16 protein-coding genes are annotated in these 21,128 nt (G+C 44.3%); 4 read left to right on the forward strand and 12 right to left on the reverse strand.

The features are described 5' to 3' along the window. Positions 1-4 precede the first annotated feature (4 nt). Positions 5-595 carry a YqhR family membrane protein gene (locus HFD99_RS01700; protein WP_016822299.1) on the reverse strand — a complete coding sequence of 197 codons (591 nt, stop codon included), beginning with the start codon at positions 593-595 and terminating at the stop codon, positions 5-7. A 265-nt stretch (positions 596-860) separates the two neighbouring features. Here HFD99_RS01700 and HFD99_RS01705 point away from each other — a divergent pair, with 265 nt between their 5' ends. From HFD99_RS01705 to HFD99_RS01715, 3 genes are all read left to right on the forward strand, one after another. After that, positions 861-1,862 (forward strand): ABC transporter substrate-binding protein, encoded by a 1,002-nt coding sequence (locus HFD99_RS01705; RefSeq protein WP_016822300.1) that lies wholly within the window; start codon positions 861-863, stop codon positions 1,860-1,862. A 268-nt stretch (positions 1,863-2,130) separates the two neighbouring features. Next, complete coding sequence (locus HFD99_RS01710; protein WP_016822301.1) at positions 2,131-3,123, forward strand: DUF1385 domain-containing protein; 993 nt, start codon at positions 2,131-2,133, stop codon at positions 3,121-3,123. A gap of 7 nt (positions 3,124-3,130) precedes the next feature. Continuing rightward, the gene (locus tag HFD99_RS01715) at positions 3,131-3,451 is read left to right on the forward strand and encodes a hypothetical protein (protein WP_173426157.1); all 321 of its coding nucleotides are present in this window, start codon (positions 3,131-3,133) and stop codon (positions 3,449-3,451) included. A gap of 119 nt (positions 3,452-3,570) precedes the next feature. Here the strand turns inward: HFD99_RS01715 and HFD99_RS01720 are convergent, their stop codons facing one another. The 3 genes from HFD99_RS01720 to mntR all read right to left on the reverse strand — a co-directional run bounded on the left by HFD99_RS01720 (position 3,571) and on the right by mntR (position 6,961). Continuing rightward, positions 3,571-4,560 (reverse strand): patatin-like phospholipase family protein, encoded by a 990-nt coding sequence (locus tag HFD99_RS01720; protein WP_016822303.1) that lies wholly within the window; start codon positions 4,558-4,560, stop codon positions 3,571-3,573. A 95-nt stretch (positions 4,561-4,655) separates the two neighbouring features. Then, a complete protein-coding gene (locus HFD99_RS01725) occupies positions 4,656-6,398 on the reverse strand; it encodes a family 10 glycosylhydrolase (RefSeq protein ID WP_016822304.1) in 1,743 nt (580 codons plus the stop codon). Positions 6,399-6,535: 137 nt separating this feature from the next. Further along, positions 6,536-6,961 (reverse strand): transcriptional regulator MntR, encoded by a 426-nt coding sequence (gene mntR, locus HFD99_RS01730; RefSeq protein ID WP_007430946.1) that lies wholly within the window; start codon positions 6,959-6,961, stop codon positions 6,536-6,538. A gap of 252 nt (positions 6,962-7,213) precedes the next feature. Between mntR and splB the strand changes: the two genes are divergently transcribed. After that, positions 7,214-8,278 (forward strand): spore photoproduct lyase, encoded by a 1,065-nt coding sequence (gene splB / locus HFD99_RS01735; protein ID WP_017427491.1) that lies wholly within the window; start codon positions 7,214-7,216, stop codon positions 8,276-8,278. Here splB and HFD99_RS01740 read toward each other — a convergent pair. From HFD99_RS01740 to adhE, 8 genes are all read right to left on the reverse strand, one after another. After that, positions 8,271-8,987, reverse strand: coding sequence for a cytochrome c biogenesis CcdA family protein (locus tag HFD99_RS01740; RefSeq protein WP_025365168.1), 717 nt, complete (start codon positions 8,985-8,987; stop codon positions 8,271-8,273). The two genes, splB and HFD99_RS01740, sit on opposite strands and share 8 nt — an antisense overlap. A 168-nt stretch (positions 8,988-9,155) precedes the next feature. Beyond that, positions 9,156-11,174 (reverse strand): methionine--tRNA ligase, encoded by a 2,019-nt coding sequence (gene metG / locus HFD99_RS01745; protein ID WP_016822307.1) that lies wholly within the window; start codon positions 11,172-11,174, stop codon positions 9,156-9,158. A 415-nt stretch (positions 11,175-11,589) separates the two neighbouring features. Next, positions 11,590-11,880, reverse strand: a complete 291-nt coding sequence (gene yidD, locus HFD99_RS01750) for a membrane protein insertion efficiency factor YidD (protein WP_016822308.1) — start codon at positions 11,878-11,880, stop codon at positions 11,590-11,592. 1 nt (position 11,881) lies between these two features. Next, positions 11,882-12,373, reverse strand: a complete 492-nt coding sequence (locus tag HFD99_RS01755) for a Fur family transcriptional regulator (RefSeq protein ID WP_016822309.1) — start codon at positions 12,371-12,373, stop codon at positions 11,882-11,884. 255 nt (positions 12,374-12,628) lie between these two features. Next, the gene (locus HFD99_RS01760) at positions 12,629-14,848 is read right to left on the reverse strand and encodes a copper amine oxidase N-terminal domain-containing protein (protein WP_016822310.1); all 2,220 of its coding nucleotides are present in this window, start codon (positions 14,846-14,848) and stop codon (positions 12,629-12,631) included. A gap of 218 nt (positions 14,849-15,066) precedes the next feature. Continuing rightward, positions 15,067-15,825, reverse strand: coding sequence for a pyruvate formate-lyase-activating protein (gene pflA / locus HFD99_RS01765; protein WP_013371803.1), 759 nt, complete (start codon positions 15,823-15,825; stop codon positions 15,067-15,069). Between the two features lie 65 nt (positions 15,826-15,890). Then, a complete protein-coding gene (gene pflB / locus HFD99_RS01770; RefSeq protein WP_016822312.1) occupies positions 15,891-18,152 on the reverse strand; it encodes a formate C-acetyltransferase in 2,262 nt (753 codons plus the stop codon). Between the two features lie 327 nt (positions 18,153-18,479). Further along, on the reverse strand, positions 18,480-21,092 hold the full coding sequence (gene adhE / locus HFD99_RS01775; RefSeq protein ID WP_016822313.1) for a bifunctional acetaldehyde-CoA/alcohol dehydrogenase: 2,613 nt from the start codon (positions 21,090-21,092) through the stop codon (positions 18,480-18,482). Positions 21,093-21,128: the final 36 nt, after the last annotated feature.

Consider the following 21,128-nt stretch of genomic DNA (forward strand, 5'->3'; position numbering starts at 1 on the left):
TTTGTTACGTTCTGTCCCCAGCCTTCTCAGGCTCGCGCATTCTTTCATCCGTATACTCGACAGCAACGGTATATCCGATAAATAGTCCCCACAGTATAAATACGCAAACTTCCGTATATATGGAATTCCATGTTAATCGATAAGGAGGGTTCATCATCCCTAACTTAGGGCCTGTTAACACAAATAAAATAACCCACCAAATCAGACCGTATATAATACCGGGTATAGGGCCATTAAACCTACGCAAAATCAGGGTGTACACCAATGACGCTACCACGGACAATGCAATAAAAAACAGCAACCCCACCAAATGCCCTGCCATGGTGTTCATGAACGAATGCTTGAAAAACGGCTCTGCCAGAAAGCCAGGCGCCACTACTGTAAAGTGCAGCGTATAAAACAGCCAGCGCAGCAATCCCCAGAGCAAACCCGCAAAAAAACCCAGCTCAAGTGCAAAGGGAATGAGCGGTGTATGTACTTTGCCTGACTGTTGTCTGCCTCTGCTACTGTTGTCATTATGATTACGTTGATCTTGAGATTCACGGGACTGTTCCTGATCATGACCTATTTTCGGTATAGAGTAAGTTTCACTCATGTGGTTGGATCTCCTTTCAAAATGAATAAATTTTCTCATGGTAAGGACTCATTGTTATAAGGAAAAGCATGTGTACTTCCACCAAATTCGTGCCTATCCATTTTGAGAGGTAGTATGCTCCAATGGGGGGCAGTTTAACAATGAAGTCGAAGAGTGGATTTAATAATCTTTGCATTGACAAAATTTCAATCCTGTTTCATAATATATTGATGAAAATGATAATCATTATCATTTTATAATACGTTTATACAGGAGAACGCAATCTATGAAAAAGGGATTTATCGGATTCTTATTGTTACTGACTTTTATGCTCACACTGGCAGGTTGTGGAGCAACTGACAATGCAGCAGATAAAGGTCAGACAACTACGTCGGGTAGCAAACCCACTGAAGCAGCGACCGGTCCTGTGACAGTAAAGCATAATCGTGGTGAACTCACGCTTGACAAGCCCGCGCAGCGTGTCGTGGTGCTTGAATGGACATTTACGGAGGATTTGATTGCATTGGGCGTTCAGCCAGTTGGTAATGCGGACAATGCCAACTATAAGGTGTATGTGACTCCAGAGGCGGCTCTGGACAGTAACGTGGTCGATGTCGGTACACGCAACGAGCCTAATTTGGAGGCGATTGCTTCATTAAAGCCGGATCTCATCATATCCAATTTTGATGGGAATGAAGCAATCTATGAGCAGCTCAAGGCCATCGCACCGACGATTGAATATAATCTGAACGATGGTAACGGCTACGACTATGATAAGATGGTGAAGATTTTTAATAGTATCGCAGTCGCTCTTGGAAAAGAGGATAAAGCTAAGCAGGTACTTGCCGATCTGGACCAGCATTATGCCGAAGCCAAACAAAAGCTCGCCGCTGCAAACAAATCGGATTTCCATTTTATACTGACACAGGCTTTTACTTCGCAAAATGCAGCCAGTCTGCGTATGTTTTCAGATAATTCAGTCGTTGTGGGAACACTGGCGAAGATCGGTTTGGTTAACGATTGGAAACCGAGCAAGGTTGAATCGTATGGCTTTTCAACGGTTGGCATTGAAGCTCTGTCAGCCGTTCAGGACAGCAACTTTATCTATATTGTGCAGCCAGACGATAATGTTTTCGGCTCATCTATGAAAAACAATTCTGTTTGGAACGGTTTGAAATTCGTCAAAGAAAAACGTACTTATCCGTTGGCCAGTACAACATGGACGTTTGGCGGCCCGGTCTCGTCAAAGGGACTGGTGGATGAGACTGTCGGGGCAATTACGCAATGAATTTGATCTGGCGATTCCGTCTGATTTTATAACTGGCGATAATAAGCATTTATGGGGGCAGTCTGACCGCTCTCATAAATGCTTTTTTAAACCTATGGCATGATATCTCCCCACACTACAAGGATTTCCATCTTCTCCGTTATGATTAAATTTCCTTTTCGAATGATAAAATTAGCAGGTCACTACATCCCATTTTCGTCTAACTAGATATTCCCTTCCAAATTCGATACAATATACAAAAAAGCATGTATTAAGAGAGGTGAGACGGTTGTCACAAGCATCCAAGCCTGTGAGCTACGGCGGTCAGGCAGTCATTGAAGGTGTCATGTTCGGCGGCAAGCGTGTCAATGTCACGGCAGTTCGCCGCAAATCTGGCGAAATCACATATTTGGAAGTACCACGTAAGGAGCAATCCTGGGTGTCCAAATTCCGCAGAATTCCGTTATTGCGGGGGATTGTCAGCATCATCGACTCCAGTGCCAAGGGCACCAAGCATTTGAACTATTCAGCCGATGCGTATGCTGATGATGAAGTAGATCCGGAAGAACGCGCTGAACAAAAGAAAAAAGAGGAATCCCGTTGGAGCCTGAGCATGATGATCGGCGTGGCTGCGGTCGGTATATTGTCCTTCCTCTTTGGCAAAATTGTATTAACCCTGGTTCCGGTTGTTGTGGAGAGTTTCCTGTTTGGCGGCTTGTTTCACAACCAGATTTTGCATAATCTCGCTGAAGGAGCTATTAAGCTGATTTTGCTGCTCGCTTATTTATGGGGTATTTCCCAAACTCCGTTAATTAAGCGACTGTTTCAATATCACGGCGCGGAGCATAAAGTGATTACTGCATTTGAAGCTGGGGAAGAACTGACTCCAGCCAACGTACAAAAATATAGCCGACTGCATTATCGCTGCGGCAGCAGCTTTATTATGCTCACCGTGATTATCGGGGTACTCGTCTACTCCCTGTTTACCTACGATAATCTGTGGGAGCGCATGGGGCAACGTCTTTTACTGCTTCCGATCGTATTGGGTCTTTCTTTTGAATTTCTCAAGCTGACCAATGCACTTCGGGAAATTCCAGTGCTTCGTTATCTAGGTTACCCCGGCCTATGGCTGCAGTTGCTTACCACCAAAGAACCGACCGATGATCAAGTGGAGGTATCGATTGCCTCATTTAAGCGTATGCTTGAATTGGATGCTGAGTTAGAAAATGTACCTGTAAAGGAGACTCTCAACAGTCCGGTCCTTGATCCTGTGAAAGGATGAGTGAATGATGTACAGACATGCCGTTATTTTCTGGCTTACCCTTGCTTTGGGCGCATATGGAATTGTAGATATGCTATGGAAAGGTAGCTGGGGCTTTCTCATTAGTTTACTAATCCCCGTCTTTATTTTTGCAGTTATATTTCTGCTGTACAAATACCAGCCAGTACAACGCAAGCGAACTCCCAAAGTTAAGCCCTCTGTGCGCACCATGGCCAAAACAGCCAGTGCACGTAAACAGCAGACTACAAGCAAACGAAAAACGTATCCTTTTCATGTCATTGAGGGTTCCAAGGGCAAAAATGAAGAGGAACAACCTAAATTTCATTAATCATTATCAACCTTTAAAATGTAACACAAAGGAGCCATCACCCGTGTTTTGCAATATGACCGGGAAGAGGCTCCTTTTTTACTTTCTTTAAAATTACTTCAGCTGCCAGTAAGTGGTGCTTATTTCATGGCGTACATGGTATCTTTCATCAATTGATACTTACTATACTGCTGCTGGTAAGAAGTGATGCTCCATTTGTGGAAAAAAGCTTCTCCTGCCTGCACACCGGAAGCATACAACAAATCACTTTGCTCTGGTGAAATGCTGAATTGGGCAGTGCGGATACCCAAAGTTGGAATTTTAATGGTCCGATACCGATTCTCCTGCTCAATATACCGTTCATCATGTGCCGATAGCATGGTATCAAAAATAGCCTGCAGCATGGTCAATGGGCCTCGTATATAAGAAACCTTGGTCTCCGTCCCTGTTTTGCCCACCATTTGAAATCCTACCGTTGGAATCGTTTTGGCCTCACGTTCATTGACAGGCTCATCAAAAAGCCATAGAGGCAGATTGCTGAGTAAGGCTCCATCAACAACAAATACAAATTGCTGGGAAAAGGTTTTTCCCTTGGCAAGTGCAGAATCAAGTCTTAACATAACAGGATCAAAAAAATAAGGGATACTCGTGCTCATCCGAATGGCCTTGGCTACCTCTAGTGAAGAGGGGTTTATACCAAAACGTTTGATATCCTCAGGAAGCACCAAAATGCGTCCATTCGTAATATCTGATGCAATAATGCGCAGCTTGCCAGGAGGTAGATCCGCGAATGTACGCACTCCTTTAGCTAGTAACAGCTCGCGTACCCAATGCTCCAGTGCCTCCCCTGAGTAGAGCCCTTTTTTAAGAAAGATACGTGCTGCTGGCCCAACCCACTTAATATTGAACACTGGAGAACGTCTTAACAACTTGACCAAGGGAGTTTTCTCAATTACGGCTTTCATTTCATCCGCCGTATATCCCGCAGCCAATAAAGCAGCTACAATAGCACCTGATGATGTACCAGCCAAACGATTGAATACAATATCATGCTCCTCCGCAGCCTTAACTGCACCCGCCAGCGATATTCCCTTAACCCCTCCACCCTGGAACACAGCATTGATCAGCATAGATCAAAAAACCTCCGTTCTCTTGGGAGTAAGCAGTTCTACTGCTTATGTATGAGAACGGAGGTCCATATAGAACCTAAATGATCCAATTTATATCATAATTGATAATAATTTTGAAGAAGTTGAATGAGTCCGTATGGATTTTTCCGCAAATGCTGTGCACTAAAATAAATATCCCCTTTGACCTGCTTATAATTCTCGTTCAGTTCAAGCTGCTTAATTAACTCTTGAGCGGATTGCCATCCTTTTTCAGGGGTGCCGATTTTATAAGGTGAATGGCCAATATACAGCTTAACATCTGAATTTTTGACCTCATTGGACCACCATGCGACAAGCTTGTCATATCCAGCCGCTGGGAAACCGATACTCCAGTAAATTTGTGGAGCTACATAATCAATCCATTCTTTGTTAATCCAGGTTCTAACATCTGCAAATGTCGTGTCATACGCAGTAACGCCTGCCTTGGTGTCTGAACCCGTTAAGTCCTGAGACTTGTTGCGCCACACGCCAAAAGGACTAATCCCGAATTGAACTTTCGACTTGCTGGCATGAATGCTTTTGCCCAAATCGCGAACAAAACTATTTACATTATCTCTCCGCCAGTCACCTTTGTTAGAGATTTTGTTGGCGTTATATGCTTTGAATGTCGCGTCATCATCAAAAGTCCCGCTGTAAGGATAAAAATAATCATCCAAATGGACACCGTCAATATCGTATCCGTTTACGACCTCCATAATCGCAGCAATGACATGCTGACGTGCAGCTGGAATTCCTGGATTGATGTACAACTGGCTACCATTCTTAACAATCCAATCCGGATGTTGATTAGCCACATGGTTTGCTGCCAAACCGCTAGTTGTTCCTGTAGAATTAGCACGGAACGGATTAAACCAGGCATGGAATTCCATCCCCCGCTTATGTGATTCACTAATCATAAATTTCAACGGATCATAGCCTGGATTTTTACCCTGGGTATTCGTTAAATACTTGCTCCATGGCACAAGATCAGACGGATAAAGCGCATCCCCGCTGGCACGAACCTGAACAAATACCGCGTTAATGCCCATACCCTGCAAATCATCGAGCATTTTTGTAAACTCCTGCTTTTGCTTCTCGGAACTGCTTCGTGCAGATGAAGAAGGCCAGTCTCCATTAATGGTGGAAATCCATGCTCCACGCATAGAGGTTGTAGCCTTCACCTGAGCCACATTTCCCTGTGAGGAACCTGAACCTTCCTCATTAGTAGAGGTTGACGGTGAGGTAACAGCGTCCTGTCCATCCTCCTTGGCTCCCTGATCGGTACTAACACTCTCCTGATTGCCAGATGCTGAGTTATTTGATGTTGAGCTGCTGTCTCCCACAGAAGTACTCCCACCAGTAGAGGTACCTTCTTTACCACTGCTTAACGTAATGACCCGCTCTGAGGCTTGCCAGTCTACTTTTAACCCCAACTCTTCCCCAACAAAACGCAGTGGTACCATGACTCTCCCACTTGACATACGCGCAGATGCATCCAATCGAACCGACTTGCCATTCACAGTAGCGCTTTGTGCACCATTATCCATAGATATATTTTTGTTCTGTGCTGTAATCGTTACCGTACCAGACGATGCCGACCAGTTGACCTGTGCGCCTAATCCCTCACTAATCACTCGCAAAGGAACCATCGTGACATTCGCGCCCTGTACAATGTACGGCGACGCATCACTTTGCAGGGACTGTCCGTCCAATATAATCTCAATCTCACCAGTTGATGCCGCTTGAACTCCAGGCACAATGGCAGTCTGTACTGCTAAGAGTAGACCCGCAGCCATGAGCCCTATTTTCTTCCGATTCATATCTTTATAATCCTCCGCTACCCCTGTTAATTTTAACCCCTATCTTGTCCTGCTATATAATGGATAGACGCTAATAACCAGATATTTGTTGCGGTCAGGAAAATAAAAAAAAGCATTGTCCGTAAGGACAGATGCTTTTAGGAATCCCCACTCAATTCCTTGTGTATGTCATGAAGCTGGCGCAAGCGATCTTCATCTCGGCGGAAATATTCAACCAATGTCTCGATACGTGTGATGGAATCCCAGCTCAAATGGTGTTCAATACCTTCCACATCTTTATATATTAGGTCCTTGTCAACCCCAATCATATCCAGAAATTGCTCTAGTAACTGGTGGCGGTCAACCAACCGTTTGCCGACCTTTTTCCCTTTCGGTGTCAAAATCAGTCCCCGATACTTCTCATATACAAGATAATCGTCCTTATCCAACTTCTGAATCATCTTGGTGACGGACGAAGGATGCACCTCCAAACCCTCTGCGATATCCGAGACACGAGCATATCCCTTCTCATCGATCAGTTGGTAAATGCGCTCCAAATAATCTTCCATGCTTGGCGTTGGCACTTGTTTCCCTCTTTTCTGTTATTGAACGGGCGCTTACCGCCTTCATTTCCTGCATTAAACCTACTATGTAATGATACATGTTATCATCGCTCATTGGCAAGTCTCGTCCCTCCACTCACATCTATTGCCACGATTTGTTCAATTTAAGCAGGGTACACTAATGTTGTCGCCCCTGTATCGTTACTTTCTGCGGAGATGCTTTAGAGTTGGACACCAGAGCACAGAGGATTTATTTCGAAAGGAGCGTTAGCCATGTCTACGCTTGAGCGTACTCCTGTCCAAATCAGAGGAACCAAGCCATTCATGCCTGATCTGGTGTTTTTTGAACCAGACGCACTAAATTATCCCAAAGGCCAGCGTATTATGGATTGGGTCAAAGCCAAGGATATTCCGTATCGTATGACGACCTCTCACAACCGAATTACCAATTTACCAGGTGAAACTGAAGTTGAAAAATACCGAATGGCAAAAAAGACACTGGTTGTCGGCATCCGTAAAACATTAACTTTTGACCAATCCAAGCCCTCTGCCGAATATGCCATCCCTATTTCGACTGGTTGCATGGGGCACTGTCACTACTGTTATTTACAAACAACCTTAGGAGCAAAGCCGTATATTCGGATCTATGTCAATACTGACGATATCATATCAGCAGCTAAAGCCTATATCGAGGAGCGGGCGCCTGAAATTACTCGTTTTGAAGCAGCTTGTACCTCTGATCCGGTTGGTTTGGAGCATATCACTGGATCACTTGGAGACTTGATTCGTTTCATGGCAGATGAGGAATTTGGCCGACTTCGTTTTGTTACAAAATATCATCATGTTGATCCATTGCTGGATATTAAACATAATGGCCATACTCGCATCCGCTTTAGCATTAATTCCGATTATGTTATTAAACAGTTTGAACCTGCAACTTCGCGCTTTGAGGAACGTATTGAAGCAGCGGGCAAAATCGCACGGGCCGGTTATCCGCTGGGGTTCATCATCGCACCCATCATTTGGTATGACGGCTGGGAAGAAGGATACGGAGAGCTGCTGCGTAGATTGGGAGAAACCTTGCCCCAGCATGCTACGAAGGATCTGACATTCGAATTAATTCAGCATCGCTTTACCAAAACATCCAAAGCTGTTATCGAGAAACGTTACCCGAAAACCAAACTGGAAATGGACATAGAAAAACGTAAGAAAAAATGGGGCCGCTGGGGCCAGAATAAATATGTTTATCCCGATGAACAGCAAAATGCACTACGGGAGTTTATCACAGAACGCATTTTTGAACATTTTCCTTTAAGTCGTATCGAATATTTCACATAACCAGCATCCAATCCGGGGTAATCCGTTGTAAAAAAAGCGTAACATCTGTCATATGATCCGTTACCAGCAGACCGCCAGTGATCACAAGCAGCATGCCACCTATTTGGATAAGGATGGAAGTATAACGGGACGATAACTTAACAGAGCCTGCCAGCAAAGCCAATACAAAAAACGGAATCGCAAAACCAAGTGCGTAGCCAGTAATCAGCTTGAACCAAATGTGATGCTCTACTGCCGCCAAAGCGATAATAGCTGTTAGCATAGGACCGATACAGGGTGACCAGCCTGCCGCAAACCCAATTCCGATTACAAAGGAACCGGCGTAACCGGCAGGCTTCCATGTCCAGCGCAGCTTATGCTCTCTCATTAGAAATAATGGACGCACGAAACCAAGAGATACCAGACCCATGAGTATAATAAGTAGTCCCGCTACGACTCTTAGCGTATCCCCATAATTGGCAAACCATTCTCCAAGCAACCCGACACTTGCCCCCAGTGAATAAAAAACAACCGAAAAGCCTAATACAAAAGCAAGCGTGTGTCCCATCGTACGATAGCGAACCTCTGCCCTGTGCCGTCCTTCAGCCAGTTCACGTGCCGACATTCCTGTTATATACGATAAATAGGATGGATATAGTGGCAAGCAGCACGGTGAAAAAAAAGAAACCAGTCCAGCAACGATGGCCAACCCGGCGTTGACATCTGACATCATCATTTCCTCCCACCTGTCTTAGTGAACACGCAGAGCAAATACAAGCCCTACCTACTAAAACATACGTATAGACAGAGAAAAATATGATGCAAGCCAAAAAGCGTATGCCTGGGAGAATAATATCCAAGCATACGCTTTTTACGTTCTTTTATTTTATATAGCCTCTTATTTTACAATCGCACCATTTGGCATACCATCCGGTACAGTGGCCAATGTAAGCTGATCCCCATGTGATGCTGCCAAAATCATACCCTGCGACAGCTCACCCCGAAGTTTTACTGGCTTAAGATTGGTCACACAGATCACCTTACGCCCAATGATATCCTCAGGTGTATAAAACTTCGCAATTCCTGATACCACCTGTCGCTGCTCATAACCAAGATCGAGCTGAAGCTTCAATAGTTTATCGGCCTTCTTCACAGGCTCACAGGCAACAACCTGGGCAACGCGCAGTTCTACCTTGGCAAAATCCTCAATGCCAATCTCTTCTTTCGGCTCTGGTGCTTCCTGGCTCGCCTCAGATGCATTCATCGGTTGAGCTTGTGTGGCAGCTTCCTCCGGTTTCTTACCTCCAGTCATTGCTTCTACGATAAAAGCAACCTCTTGCTCAGAGTCCAGACGGGGGAAGATCGGATTACCTTTGACCAACTGCGTTCCTTCTGGAATACGTCCAAATTGCTTGCCGCTATCCCATGTAGTCAGCTCCCCTTGACGAATACCGAGTTGTTCCCAAATTTGATGAGGTGCACGCGTCAAGAAAGGCTGAAGTAAAATGGAAGCAATACGTAAGCTTTCTACCAAATGCACCATAACAGATGCCAATTCGCGACGTTTTGCCTCATCCTTAGCCAGATTCCAAGGTTGCGTCTCGTCAATATACTTGTTGCTACGGCTAATAAATTGGCTAATCGCCGTTAAAGCCACGGAAAATTCCATGTTTTCCATAGCTTCTTCAACTTTACTATAAGTCGATGTTGCCATATCTACCAAAGCTGCGTCGAATGAGGTTACATTGGCTTCATAAGCGGGAACTTTGCCGTCAAAATATTTGTCTACCATCGCTACCGTACGATTCAACAAGTTGCCCAGATCATTGGCTAAATCCGAATTTACACGATCTACAAAACTTTCAGGTGTGAATGTTCCATCCGCTCCAAATGGCACCTCGCGCAGCAAGTAGTATCGAAGTTGATCCAGACCATAACGGTCAATCAACGTTACCGGGTCTACCACATTGCCTTTAGATTTCGACATTTTGCCATCTTTCATGAGTAACCAACCATGTGCAAATACTTTTTTAGGCAACGGAAGGTCCAGTGCCATCAGCATGATTGGCCAATATATCGTGTGGAATCGGACAATCTCTTTACCTACGATATGCACATTTGCTGGCCAAAATTTATCGTACAGCTCAGTATTAGAAGAGCCATACCCCAAGGCAGTGATGTAGTTAGAAAGTGCGTCAATCCACACGTATACGACATGCTTCGGGTCCCCCTTGACCTTAACACCCCAGTCAAAAGTTGTACGGGAAACAGCCAGATCTTCTAACCCCGGCTTGATGAAGTTGTTAATCATTTCTTTTTTCCGGGATTCCGGTTGGATAAACTGCGGGTTCTCTTCATAAAATTGCAGCAACCGATCAGCATACTTGCTCATGCGGAAAAAGTAACTCTCTTCCTTGACCAGTTCTACAGGGTGTCCACTATCCGGGCTCTTACCTCCAGTTACATTACCTTCAGCGTCCTTCACGACGTCAACGAGTTGAGTTTCTGTGTAGTAAGTCTCGTCAGGAATGCTGTACCAACCTTCGTATTCTCCCTTATAAATATCGCCTTGTTTTAATAAACGATCAAAGATTCCCTGTACGACAGCCTTATGACGTTCCTCCGTAGTACGGATAAAATCGTCATTGGAAATGTCGAGCTTCCGCCACAGGTCTTGAATACCTGCCACAATGTCATCTACGAAACGTTGCGGCGTTTTGCCAGCTGCACTTGCCTTTTGCTCAATCTTCTGGCCATGCTCATCCGTTCCTGTCAAATAACGAACCTCATAGCCCCGTAGCCTCTTGTAGCGAGCCATCGCATCACCCGCTACCGTCGTGTAGGCGTGTCCTATATGGAGCTTGTCACTGGGATAATAGATCGGTGTTGTAATGTAAAATGTGTTCTCAAAAGACATGTATGTTCCTCCTGTTTTGTTCACGACAGCAAAAGATTTGCTACCATGATAAGTACTCCAATTCATGAATTCGACACAAATTGGGCACAAAAAAGACCCCCGTCCCTATGGGACGAGAGTCACCTCACGCGTTACCACCCAAATTCCCTGTACCCTCGCAGAATACAGGCTTCACCGGTCACATCTGACCGCCCATTAACGCTGGATCACGCCTCCTCCTTACGATTGCCTCTTGAACATAGCTTCTTCACTGTGGCAAATACGCTCGAAAAAGGTTCCTCCAGGACCATATTCAGGCTTCACTCCAGACCGGTTTTCAGCTAACTCCGGCTCTCTGTACTGGACGACTTACCTTACTCATCCCTTCACAGGAAAACAATATTAACCAAAATATAACCAAATCGGCATGGCGCTGTCAAGTCAGACCCTTCTCGGTGTGGGTAACCAAACGATCTTTGTCAGACTGATCTAACCCCTTTTTTGCAGGAGGGACCAAATCTACACCGCCGGGATGAAATGGATGGCATTTAGCTATACGCTTTGCAGCCAGCCATGAGCCTCTGAGCGCACCATGCACTTCTACCGCCTCCAGCGCATACGCCGAACACGTCGGATAGAACCTGCAGGTAGCCGGCTTTAATGGTGAAATGTAAGCACGATAAAACTGAATCGGAGCCTGTACCACTCTGCGTGTGGTGATTTTCATTTCAGTAGCCCCCGTGGCTGTGAGTGTGACTGCTCGTCTGTTTGAAACCCCCATCCGAATTACTCTCAGTATGCCCATTCTTCTGCTGACAGTCTTTGCAATAACCAAAAATTTCAAACTTATGCTCGACGATTTGGAATTGATCTGTTGTATCTGTCATTTGCATTGGACAAAAAGAAATCGGCAATGTTTTCTGACAGCTCAAGCAAATCATATGGTGGTGGTGATGATGTTCATTACAGCTCACCTTGAACTTCATCCCATCCTCAAAAGATACCTGCTCCAGTACACCCAATTCCTGCATTACACGCAGATTGCGATATACTGTATCAAAGCTAAGTCCGCTGTACTTCTTACCCATATATTCATAAACGTCTTTAGGGGACAGATACCCTTCATTCTCGGAAAATAGCGTGGCCAACGTCTTGCGTTGATCTGTAATACGCAGCCCCTGAGCGGACATCGTTGCGATAATCTCATCCTTTGTCAGCATGCGTTTCACCCTCCCCTGTCTATAGTTTCAGGTTTTCTAATGCAGGCTTAGGCTTGCATCTATTCATTATACCACGATTAAAGTCAATATTATAAGAGATATTCGCGCTACTCATAAGAAAAAGACGTTCTCCAGTGCTGCAACCAAGTTCGCAACGGGAGAACGCCTATATACTGCAAGTAACATCGACTTTTAAAACGGTGAATGATGAGACTCAAGTGGTCTATACCGGTAAACAGCACCGATTATTTAAAATTAGTTTTTAATAGCTGGTAAAGGCATAACTACTACGGAAACCGGCAGATTACTACCAGCAGCTGCAGTGAAATACATCTCTACACTTTCTTCGATATGACCTGTGCGATACAGCACACTCATCTCATTCGGAGCTTGCACAGAACCATTTGTTGGTATACCCACAACCTGATTGTTCACCATCGCATAGCCGGCGTATTCGCCTCCACGTGGGTTAAACGTAATCAGTGAATACGGCGCTACATGATCCAACTTAACCTTATATACAACACCAAAGTTGCCGGCATTGGAAGCAGAAGAGCCATCCAGACCGTCGGTACCAATCAGATTCGGGTCCACCTTATTATCACCAAGAACGATACGTTGAGCTGTTTTACCAACCTCTTCGGTATAATTGAGTGAAATATCCGAATTTGCGTACGTTCCACGGTTATGAATGCCGTCCTTAGGCAGTTTTGCCAGAGTAGGCAACGCAGTCAACGGATCTACATTAGCATCTAGCACAACTACCGTGTATTGAATAGGTTGATCCGTGTACAGATCGGATAACAAAGAAATAACTTGTTTTTGCTTGATTTTTTGCGCGTTCAAATCTTGTAAAATAACACGGCTCTCACCCGGATTTAGAACTGTGCTGGAATGCTTGCTTCCATCCAACATAGATTGAAAGTACCTTTGAATCGAAACTTTACCCGCAGCTGTGGCAAATTCAGATGGTCCAGCAAAACCGGAATTTTCGACATTTATATTGGTTGGAGTGATATTGTTGTTGGTCGCAATCACGTACATCTTCACATCTCGACCCGTTTCATTGACATGATGGACAAGAATACGCGTACTGCCTGATCCGGTTTCCTGATACACGATACCATCCTGGAACACACGCTCTGGGCTGTTAGCACGGATCAATAGACGTGGGGAAGAAGTACTTGTCACTGGAATAGTAGCCATAGCAGGCACCTGACTGCCATCTACACTGTATTTATCACCATATGGCGTGAAAATTTTATTGAAATCATCTTCGTTGTACAGCAGTTCATTCGTAATTTTAATCGTTTCACTTTTGGTACCTGTTGCACCATGCTTATCAGTCACGGTCAGGGTAATGGTTACATCACCTGGCTGGAAGAAGGCAAGTTTCTTGTTCTCCCAATCACGCTTAGTGATCGCATTTTCGTCGTCAGTACTCAGGTCGGTAATGGTAATTTTTTCACCCATCTTGTACTCTTTTTTATCCGTTGTAAACAGAGCTACCGGCGGCTGGTTTGGCGGTCTTACTGTAATTGTTACTGAGTAAGGATCACTCCAGTTCCCAGCAGAGTCAAGAACGGAATAGGTAACTACATATGTACCCGGCTCCTGAAATACGTCCTGCTTACCTTCCCAACGTTGGTTCACAATCGGAAGACCTGTAGGAGAAGATTCCTTGGTCAAATACGTAACTTGAGTTTCACCCGCATAGATATCCTTTTGTTGAACCGTGAAAGAAGCTTTTGGCTTCTGATTCAAATCCATGATAACTTGTTTAGTTGTATTATTCACAGTATAAGGAATATTTAGGGCCTGTGTAATCGAAGTCAACGGTACCATAAATACGTTCTTTTGTTGGAAAGCAGGTCCCTTCATTTGTCTAGCTTCACCGTTAACCGTATAAACTTTGCTGTCTGTTTTGAAGCGCAGGACATTTGTTCCTTGGGTGATTACGGTTTCTTTGGTGGTAGTGTCATAACTAAACTGCAATCCGACACGGCTGACAAGAGAACGGATAGCTACATAGGAAACTCCGTCTTTGACTGTCATCGGCTGAGTTGCCGTATATACCTGTCCGTTTTGTTCCATTTTAGCACTGTTCAAATACAAAATCAGTTGATTCGCATTCATGGATGTTGGAGCTCCACCAGGATTGGTGATCGTTCCGTCTCCACCGTATACATCATTGGTTACGTTCGATCCGTTAGTGGTATCTGTAGGCAGCCCAGTCAATGGATCATTGGATACACCCGTGTTATCAGGTGTTACCGTATTAGCTGGTGTGCTTGTTCCATTTTGATCTCCGATACTATTCTGAACGCCGGAATCAGCAACATTGGTCGTCTGCTGGGCGCTAACCGAATCGGTGGATTGAACGCTTGTTGATGCTGCTTCTGCTCCTACAGGGGCTACTGCAGCCACCTGAGCTACCGCCAAGGCGGTGAGCATGGTCCATTTCTTGAAATTCATTGTCTGTCTCCTTCTATCCCCAAATTATTATCATTCCCGTGAAAAGTCATACTATTAGACGCGACAGTTGTCAAAAAGTTTCTGGAAATTTTGACGATCATGAAAAAAAGGTAACTTTCTCCTGTGACTGCAAAAATTCAACAACAAAAAAACCGCCGTCCATCTGATCTGATGTGACGGCGGCTTTATAACCTGAAAGTAGTTCTGATCCATTTACATTATGATGGACGGCAAGCAGTATTCGTTCCTGCAGTCTCCAGACGACCCTCTTCAATGAGTCGGTAAGCACGTTGAACTTCTTCATCTGTAGGAGACGGAACTCCCTCCAGCGGATACGCCTTACCGAGCATTTCCCATTTGTAAACACCCATTTGATGGTAAGGTAAAATTTCGAATTTCTCGACTCCGTTCAACGTTCCAATGAACCGTCCCAAATTGAGTAGATCTTGCTCGTCGTCATGGATACCCGGTACAAATACGTGTCTAATCCACATTTTTCGCCCTTGCTCAGACAACCAGCGGGCCGTACTTAGCATACGATCGTTGGATTTGCCTGTAAGCTTAATATGCTTGTCGTTATCAATGTGTTTAATATCTAGTAGTACCAAATCCGTTACGTCCAGTAGATCATGGATACGACCTGCATCATTAAAGCCGTTACTGTCCAATGTCGTGTGCAAATTCCAGCGACGTTTCACTTCTTTGAACAGCTCTGCTACAAAATGAGCTTGTAATGTCGGTTCTCCACCGGAAACTGTTAATCCGCCTCCCGAAGAACGGTAATAGGCTAAATATGGTTCAATCTCAGCCAATACTTCTTCTAACGTCATCGGATTACCTTCATTTAAGGCCCAAGTGTCCGGATTATGGCAATATTGACATTTCAACAAGCATCCTTGCATAAAGAGCACGAAGCGGATGCCGGGACCATCTACGGTCCCGAAGGTTTCCAATGAGTGTATGTGACCTTTCAACATGTTGCATCATCCTTCCCGCATCCGCTATGCGTGCGTCAGTGTATTATATGATACGTAAAACTTATTTACATTGTACCGTGGAAAGTACGGTTAATAACATCCAATTGTTGCTCACGAGTCAGCTTGATAAAGTTAACAGCATAACCGGAAACACGAATCGTAAGTTGTGGATAGTTTTCTGGGTGTTCCATTGCATCCAACAGTTGTTCACGAGCAAACACATTGACATTCAGATGATGTGCGTGGCTTCCAAAGTAGCCATCCATCATCGAAACAAGGTTTGTTTTGCGTGTTTCTTCTTCTTTACCCAGTGCTTTAGGCACGATGGAGAAGGTATTCGAGATACCATCTAAGCTGTGTTCATAAGGCAATTTGGCTACAGAACTCAGAGATGCCAGAGCACCTTTTTTATCACGACCATGCATTGGGTTTGCACCTGGTGCGAACGGTTCGCCTGCTTTACGTCCATCAGGTGTTGTACCTGTTTTCTTACCATATACCACGTTGGAAGTAATGGTCAGTACAGATTGAGTAGGAACCGCATTACGATAAGCTTTATGTTTGCGGATCATGCTCATGAAGCTTTCTACCAGTTCTACAGCGATAGTATCTACGCGGTCATCATTGTTACCGTAGCAAGGATATTCGCCTTCGATTTCAAAGTCAACAGCAATTCCTTTTTCGTTGCGAATTGGTTTAACTTTTGCATATTTAATGGCGCTCAAGGAGTCGGTAGCAACTGACAGACCCGCAATACCACAAGCCATGGTACGAAGAATATCACGGTCATGCAACGCCATTTCAATGCGTTCGTAGCTATATTTATCATGCATATAGTGAATAACATTCAAAGTGTTCATGTACAGTTTTGCCAGCCATTCCATCATAGGTTTGAAACGGCTTAACACTTCTTCGTAATCCAGCACTTCGCTTGTAATAGCTGGGAACTCAGGTCCTACTTGAACGCCGGATTTTTCATCCTTACCGCCGTTAATGGCATACAGTAGAGCTTTTGCCAAGTTGGCACGAGCGCCAAAGAATTGCATTTGTTTACCGATTCTCATAGCGGATACACAACAAGCAATACCATAATCATCGCCGTAGATTGGACGCATCAAATCGTCATTTTCATATTGAATGGAGCTAGTTTCGATAGAAACTTTTGCACAATATTTTTTAAAGCCCTCAGGCAGTTTTTCTGACCATAGTACAGTCAAGTTAGGTTCTGGAGCAGGTCCTAAGTTGTACAGTGTGTGCAAGAAGCGGAAGCTGTTTTTGGTAACACGAGTTTCTCCAGTGACAGACATACCACCAATGGATTCTGTTACCCAAGTTGGGTCACCACTGAACAGTTCGTTGTAGTCAGGTGTACGCAGGAACTTAACAATACGCAGTTTCATAACAAAATGATCGACCAGTTCCTGAGCTTGTTCTTCGTTCATCGCACCTTCCTCAAGATCACGTTGAGTATAAATATCAAGGAATGAAGATACACGTCCCAAGGACATTGCTGCACCATTTTGTTCTTTAATCGCTGCAAGATATCCAAAATATACCCATTGGAAAGCTTCTTTTGCATTGTTAGCTGGTTTAGAAATATCAAAACCGTGCTCAGCAGCCATTTGTTTCAATTCATTCAAAGCACGAATTTGTTCAGAAATTTCTTCACGCAGACGGATTACGTCTTCTTCCATGGAATCAACTTCAAGGCTTTTCAATTGAAGTTTTTTATCTTGGATCAAGAAGTCTGCACCATACAGAGCTACGCGACGATAGTCACCGATTATACGACCACGACCGTATGCATCTGGCAGACCAGTAATGATGCCAGCTTTACGAGCTGCTCTCATTTCATCTGTATAAGCGTCAAATACACCTTGGTTGTGTGTTTTACGAATATGAGTGAAAATGTCAACAATGCTTTGTGGCACTTCAAAACCATAGGCTTTACAAGCATCGATCATCATCCGAATTCCACCAAACGGCTGCAAAGAACGTTTGAATGGAGCATCTGTTTGTACGCCGACAACTTGTTCTTTGTCCTTGTCCAAATAGCCTGGTTTATGTGAAATAATGGTGGATGGCGTATTTACGTCTACATCAAGAACGCCGCCGTTTGCCAACTCTTTTTTAGTAAGATCAGATACAATTTCCCACAATGCAGTTGTATTGGCGGTAGGACCAACCAAAAATTCTTCATTGCCAACATAAGGTGAGATATTTGTTTCAATAAAATCGTTGACGTTAACTTCTTTAGTCCATTTTCCTTTTTTAAAACCTCTCCAGCCAGATTGTTGCTCTTGTAATTCTCTCTCAATCACCGACATGTAAATCCCTCCAAATTGTTTGGTCTTCCGGACTTGTGATTTTTTTCACGTTTAAACTATTTCTTGAGCCCGGCCTTTTCACCGATGCCTTACGCTCAGTGTCGGGACCTTTCTTACACTCTTATTGTAGAATAATGATAGAGTGTAGTATGTGACAAAAATCACAATATGAGTGATTTTTGTCACTTTATTTTCCCTAGCTTCACGCGCATACCTCTAGCCTTGCCGTTCACCTCCCTTCCCAAACCAAGAGGCCCTCTATATAGAGAGCCTGCATTGGTATTGTATAGAAAAATGCTTAGTTACAAGCCTCTTCATACTATTATATTATTGATCAAAGCGTCCGTAGAAGGCATTACGGTATACATCAGCCAATTCAGTAACCAGCGGCAGCTTTGGATTTGCAGTTGTACATTGATCCTCAAAAGCGCGGTCAGCCAAATAATCTACACGTGATTCAAAGTCTTTTGGATCGAAACCAAGTTGTTGGAACGATTCCTCGATACCGAGTGTTTTGTTCAACTTACGGATCGCGTCAATTAAGCTGTTAACCCCTTCTTCAGTGGTACGTGCAGGCAGTCCCAGTATGCGTGCGATTTCTGCATAGCGCTCATCTGCAACAAAGTGCGAATATTTAGGGAACGATGCAAATTTTGTCGGTTTTTTCGCATTGTAGCGAATAACGTGCGGCAGCAAGATAGCATTCGTGCGGCCATGTGCTGTATGGTATTGTCCGCCCCATTTATGTGCAAGACTATGGTTAATACCCAAGAATGCATTAGCAAACGCCATACCTGCAAGTGTAGAAGCATTATGCATTTTTTCGCGAGCCAGCTTATCACCAGTCAGAGCCGATTGCTCCAGGTATTGGAATACCAGTTGAATAGCTTTAATTGCCAGACCATCTGTATAATCATTGGCCATTACAGACACATAAGCCTCGATAGCATGCGTCAGAACGTCCATACCTGTATCGGCTACAGCAGTTTTAGGCAGCGAATATACAAACACAGGGTCAATAATTGCCACATCAGGAGTCAACTCATAGTCAGCCAGCGGGTACTTCGTGTTACCCAGGTTTTTGTCCGTAATAACTGCAAACGATGTAACTTCCGAACCTGTACCCGAAGTTGTAGGGATAGCCACAAATTGTGCTTTTTGACCCAGACGTGGGTACTTGTAAATCCGTTTACGGATATCCATGAATTTTTGTTTCAAGTTATTGAAATCAGTATCCGGATATTCATAGAACATCCACATGCCTTTAGCAGCATCCATTGGCGAACCGCCACCGAGTGCGATGATGCAATCCGGTTGGAAACGTCTCATCATTTCAGTACCGCGCTCTACCGTAACTGTCGATGGATCTGGCTCTACTTCGGAGAACACTTCAATAGCAACCGGTGTTTGACGCTGGTGCAAATAATGGATGACACGGTCCACATATCCGAGTTTCACCATCATAGGGTCAGTGATAATGGCTACACGTGTGATATCAGGCATTTTAGCAAGATACTGTGTCGAATTTTTTTCAAAATAGATTTTGGAAGGTACTTTGAACCATTGCATATTCACCGTCCGTTTCGCCACCCTTTTCACATTAATCAAGTTAACTGCAGATACGTTCGACGAAGTCGAGTTACGACCGTACGAACCGCAACCAAGTGTCAACGAAGGAAGGTTGGTGTTGTAAATATCACCGATTGCGCCATGTGTGGAAGGTGCATTTACAATGATACGTCCTGTTTGCAAACGATCTGCGAAGCGAGCAATAACATCCTCATCTTGCGAATGGATTGCTGACGAGTGACCCATACCGCCGAACTCTACGACTTCAGCAGCACGTTGGATACCTTGCTCTGCATTTTTTACTTTGTAGCAAGCCAATACCGGACTCAATTTTTCCGCAGATAATGGGAATTTGGTTCCTACTCCTTCAATTTCAGCGACCAAAATTTTGGTTCCTGCCGGTACTGTAATACCGCTCATTTCAGCGATTTTTACAGCAGACTGGCCGACAATGGCCGGGTTCACTGCACACTTTTCTACATTCATAGCTCCTTGAGTGAGCTTAGCTGCCTCTTCTTTATTTACAAAGTAGCAACCATTAGCAATCATCAATTTCTTCACTTGCTCGAAGATAGGCTCTTCAATAATTACAGCTTGTTCCGAAGCACAAATCATACCGTTATCAAAAGATTTAGAAAGGATAAGGTCGTTCACGGCCTGTTTGATATCGGCTGTTTTCTCAATAAAGCAAGGTACGTTACCAGGACCTACGCCAAGTGCAGGTTTACCACAGCTATAAGCTGCCTTAACCATGCCTGATCCACCAGTTGCCAAAATCAACGCTACATCAGAGTGGTTCATCAGTACATTTGTTTTATCCATCGAAGGTGCTTCAATCCATTGAATACAATCCGCTGGAGCACCATGTTTAACAGCTGCTTCAAGCAAGACGCGAGCTGCTTCCGCACTACACGATTGAGCAGATGGATGGAAGCCGAAAATGATTGGGTTACGTGTTTTAATGGCAATTAACGCTTTGAACATCGTAGTCGAAGTTGGGTTTGTTACTGGAGTAATCCCCATGATAATACCGACTGGTTCAGCTATCTTTTGAAAACTATCAAAGTCATTGTCTTCAATGACACCGACGGTTTTCTCATTTTTGATGCTATGGTAGACATATTCTGTTGCAAACATGTTTTTGGTGATTTTGTCCTCGTACACACCGCGTCCTGTTTCTTCAACAGCCAACTTCGCGAGGTGCATGTGCTTATCCATCCCTGCGAGTGCCATAGCTTGTACGATTTCGTCAATCTGCTCCTGATTCATACTCATGAAAGCTTGCTGTGCCCGGTTCGCCCGGTCAATCAGCGTTTGAATATACTGCTCTGCGCTTTGCTCTTTTTGGATAACCTCGTTTTTAACAGCCATTTCCCTCATCCTCCTGTTATCTCGTGTACTATCTCT

The sequence above is a fragment of the Paenibacillus sp. EKM301P genome (genome assembly GCF_011800295.1).
GTDB lineage: Bacteria > Bacillota > Bacilli > Paenibacillales > Paenibacillaceae > Paenibacillus > Paenibacillus polymyxa.

What these genes read in the sequence shown, in the direction of transcription:
- pflB (WP_016822312.1), bottom strand. Translation starts at nt 18,152, where the DNA reads ATGTCGGTGATTGAGAGAGAATTACAAGAGCAACAATCTGGCTGGAGA.
- metG (WP_016822307.1), bottom strand. Translation starts at nt 11,174, where the DNA reads ATGTCTTTTGAGAACACATTTTACATTACAACACCGATCTATTATCCC.
- splB (WP_017427491.1), top strand. Translation starts at nt 7,214, where the DNA reads ATGTCTACGCTTGAGCGTACTCCTGTCCAAATCAGAGGAACCAAGCCA.
- pflA (WP_013371803.1), bottom strand. Translation starts at nt 15,825, where the DNA reads ATGTTGAAAGGTCACATACACTCATTGGAAACCTTCGGGACCGTAGAT.
- HFD99_RS01740 (WP_025365168.1), bottom strand. Translation starts at nt 8,987, where the DNA reads ATGTCAGATGTCAACGCCGGGTTGGCCATCGTTGCTGGACTGGTTTCT.
- HFD99_RS01705 (WP_016822300.1), top strand. Translation starts at nt 861, where the DNA reads ATGAAAAAGGGATTTATCGGATTCTTATTGTTACTGACTTTTATGCTC.
- HFD99_RS01755 (WP_016822309.1), bottom strand. Translation starts at nt 12,373, where the DNA reads ATGCTGACAAAGGATGAGATTATCGCAACGATGTCCGCTCAGGGGCTG.
- HFD99_RS01760 (WP_016822310.1), bottom strand. Translation starts at nt 14,848, where the DNA reads ATGAATTTCAAGAAATGGACCATGCTCACCGCCTTGGCGGTAGCTCAG.
- HFD99_RS01700 (WP_016822299.1), bottom strand. Translation starts at nt 595, where the DNA reads ATGAGTGAAACTTACTCTATACCGAAAATAGGTCATGATCAGGAACAG.
- HFD99_RS01715 (WP_173426157.1), top strand. Translation starts at nt 3,131, where the DNA reads ATGTACAGACATGCCGTTATTTTCTGGCTTACCCTTGCTTTGGGCGCA.
- adhE (WP_016822313.1), bottom strand. Translation starts at nt 21,092, where the DNA reads ATGGCTGTTAAAAACGAGGTTATCCAAAAAGAGCAAAGCGCAGAGCAG.
- yidD (WP_016822308.1), bottom strand. Translation starts at nt 11,880, where the DNA reads ATGAAAATCACCACACGCAGAGTGGTACAGGCTCCGATTCAGTTTTAT.
- HFD99_RS01725 (WP_016822304.1), bottom strand. Translation starts at nt 6,398, where the DNA reads ATGAATCGGAAGAAAATAGGGCTCATGGCTGCGGGTCTACTCTTAGCA.
- HFD99_RS01720 (WP_016822303.1), bottom strand. Translation starts at nt 4,560, where the DNA reads ATGCTGATCAATGCTGTGTTCCAGGGTGGAGGGGTTAAGGGAATATCG.